This window comes from Halobacterium bonnevillei, assembly GCF_009831555.1.
GTDB lineage: Archaea > Halobacteriota > Halobacteria > Halobacteriales > Halobacteriaceae > Halobacterium > Halobacterium bonnevillei.
This window is the reverse complement of the sequence record NZ_WUUU01000290.1, coordinates 1-2,157: the sequence shown is the minus strand read 5'-3', so window position 1 is coordinate 2,157 and position 2,157 is coordinate 1. Positions and strand designations below refer to the sequence as shown.

The window sequence follows — 2,157 nt, the reverse complement described above, 5'->3', positions numbered from 1 at the left end:
GAGGTCCGCGGCCCGAATCACCGACAGAACTCTCCTTCCCGCCGCCGCGGCCGCCCGCCGCGCCCTCGATGAGCCCCGGGACGTCCAGCAACTGGATGTTCGCGCCGCGGTACTCCAACATCCCCGGGGCTCGGTGACGCCTGTCGGCGCAGGGTTCTTGTCGCCGCGCGCGAACTGTCGGGTGTGCTCGAACTCTACGTCCAGCCGCTGTGCCCGTACTGCAGGAAGGTCGAGCGCGCGCTTTCGGACCTCGGCCTCGACTACGAGACCCACCGCGTCTCCTTCTTCAAGGTCCGGCGCAGCGAGGTGCGGGCCGTCAGCGGCCAGTCGCAGGTGCCGGTACTCGTCGACCCCGAGCACGGCGTCGAAGGCATGAACGAGAGCGACGACATCGTCGACTACCTCTACGAGACGTACGGACGACGGGACGAAGCGTCGACGGCGGCCGCGTGAGCTACGAGACAGCGGGCACCTGCACGCGGTCGAGTACGTCCCGCACGACGTCCTCGGGGTCGACACCCTCTACCGTGGCTTCCCCGGTGAGGACGATGCGGTGGACGAGTACGGGCAACGCTACCTGCTTGACGTCGTCCGGCGCGACGTAGTCGCGTCCGTTGACCACGGCTCGGGCGCGAGCGACCTCGAACAGCCGCTGCGTGCCCCTGGGGCTGACGCCGACGTCCACGCGGCGGTCCTCCCGGGTCGCGCGACCGACGTCCCACGACGTAATCGCGGACGCGTCGCTGACGGCGACGGTCTCCGGGACCTGCTGGAGTGCCGCGAGCGCGCCGTCTGGCACGACCTGGGAGATCTCGGGCGTGGTCGTCTGGCGGTCGGCGCGCCGGTCGATGAGTTCGCGCTCGCCCGCGCGGTCCGGGTAGCCGATACCGGCTTTCACGGCGAAGCGGTCGCGCTGGGCTTCCGGCAATCGGAACGTCCCCTCCTGCTCGACGGGGTTCTGCGTCGCGATGACGAAGAACGGGTCGGGCAACTGGTGGGTTTCGCCGTCCACGCTCACCTGGCCCTCCTCCATCGCCTCAAGGAGCGCGGCCTGCGTCTTCGGCGGCGCGCGGTTGATTTCGTCCGCGAGCACGACGTTCGCGAACACGGGGCCGGGGTTGAAGTCGAAGGACTCTGTGCGGGCGTCGTAGACGTGCGAGCCGGTGATGTCCGCGGGGAGGAGGTCGGGCGTGAACTGGACGCGCGTGAACTCGAGACCGAGCGCGTCCGCGAGACTGCGCGCGGTCAGCGTCTTCCCGGTGCCGGGAACGTCTTCGAGGAGGACGTGGCCGCGGGCGAGCGCCCCCGAGAGGATGGTCTCGAGGAACGCCCGGTCGGTGACGACGGCCTCGCCGACCGCGTCGATCACGTCGGTGCACGTCTGGGCGGCTGTGTCGACGTCCATTCACGCGATTCGTCGCCGCGACGACTCTTGTAGCTGTCGCCTGTCGCGGTCTGCTGCGGTCGCGTTCCCCGGAATGTCTCGTCCGCGACTCGAGCACCGCCGTCAGTCCAGGTGCTTGCGCATGGCGACGTGCGGAATGCCGGCTTCCTCGAACTGGTCGCCCTCGCGCTCGTAGCCGCGGCGGTCGTAGAACCGCGCGGCCGGCAGCTGGGCGTGCAAGTAGAGTTCGTCGTAGCGCTCGCGGGCGGCGTCCTCCAGGGCGTCCATCAGCGCGTCCCCGTAGCCCTCGCCGCGGCGGGCTTCGAGAACCGCGACGCGCTCGACTTTCCCGACGCCGTCGTCGTACTCGCGGAGGCGAGCGGCGCCCACGGGGGCTCCGTCCTCGTCGTACGCCACGAAGTGCGTCGCGTCGTCCTCGTGTTCGTCGACTTCCAGGTCCTCGGGGACGCCCTGTTCGTCCACGAATACCGCGTAGCGGACGCTCAGGGCGTCTTCGTAGCGCTGCTCCGTATCGGCGCGCACGACTGGCATACCGACGGAAGCGCGTGCAGCGGGAAAACCCCTACTCTCAGCTGTCGTCGACGGGCACGACGCTCTCCGTGAACTCCGCCAGCAGCGTCGAGAGCATCGACGCGAACGCGGTGCCGCGACTCCAGAACGCGGCCTCGGCGCCGTCGTCGCCCAGCACGCTCACGAGCACGGCGTCGCCGTCGACCATGACGACGCGCTCGGCGCCGACGTCCGGGTACGGC

General features: G+C 70.1%; 3 protein-coding genes and 2 pseudogenes. 1 reads left to right on the top strand and 4 read right to left on the bottom strand.

Annotated features, from left to right (window positions below):
- A pseudogene (locus GRX66_RS18455) lies at nucleotides 1-127 on the bottom strand (OBG GTPase family GTP-binding protein); the annotation flags it as partial.
- Between the two features lie 56 nt (nucleotides 128-183).
- Between GRX66_RS18455 and GRX66_RS18450 the strand changes: the two are divergent.
- Nucleotides 184-453, top strand: coding sequence for a glutathione S-transferase N-terminal domain-containing protein (locus GRX66_RS18450; protein WP_325064198.1), 270 nt, complete (start codon nucleotides 184-186; stop codon nucleotides 451-453).
- A 1-nt stretch (nucleotide 454) separates the two neighbouring features.
- Here the strand turns inward: GRX66_RS18450 and GRX66_RS18445 are convergent, their stop codons facing one another.
- From GRX66_RS18445 to GRX66_RS18435, 3 genes and pseudogenes are all read right to left on the bottom strand, one after another.
- The gene (locus GRX66_RS18445; RefSeq protein WP_159527780.1) at nucleotides 455-1,405 is read right to left on the bottom strand and encodes an AAA family ATPase; all 951 of its coding nucleotides are present in this window, start codon (nucleotides 1,403-1,405) and stop codon (nucleotides 455-457) included.
- A gap of 102 nt (nucleotides 1,406-1,507) precedes the next feature.
- The gene (locus tag GRX66_RS18440) at nucleotides 1,508-1,936 is read right to left on the bottom strand and encodes a GNAT family N-acetyltransferase (RefSeq protein ID WP_159527779.1); all 429 of its coding nucleotides are present in this window, start codon (nucleotides 1,934-1,936) and stop codon (nucleotides 1,508-1,510) included.
- A 37-nt stretch (nucleotides 1,937-1,973) separates the two neighbouring features.
- A pseudogene (locus tag GRX66_RS18435) lies at nucleotides 1,974-2,157 on the bottom strand (TrmB family transcriptional regulator); the annotation flags it as partial.

Coding starts and splice junctions, on each gene's coding strand:
- GRX66_RS18440 (WP_159527779.1), bottom strand. CDS start 1,936: ATGCCAGTCGTGCGCGCCGATACGGAGCAGCGCTACGAAGACGCCCTG.
- GRX66_RS18445 (WP_159527780.1), bottom strand. CDS start 1,405: ATGGACGTCGACACAGCCGCCCAGACGTGCACCGACGTGATCGACGCG.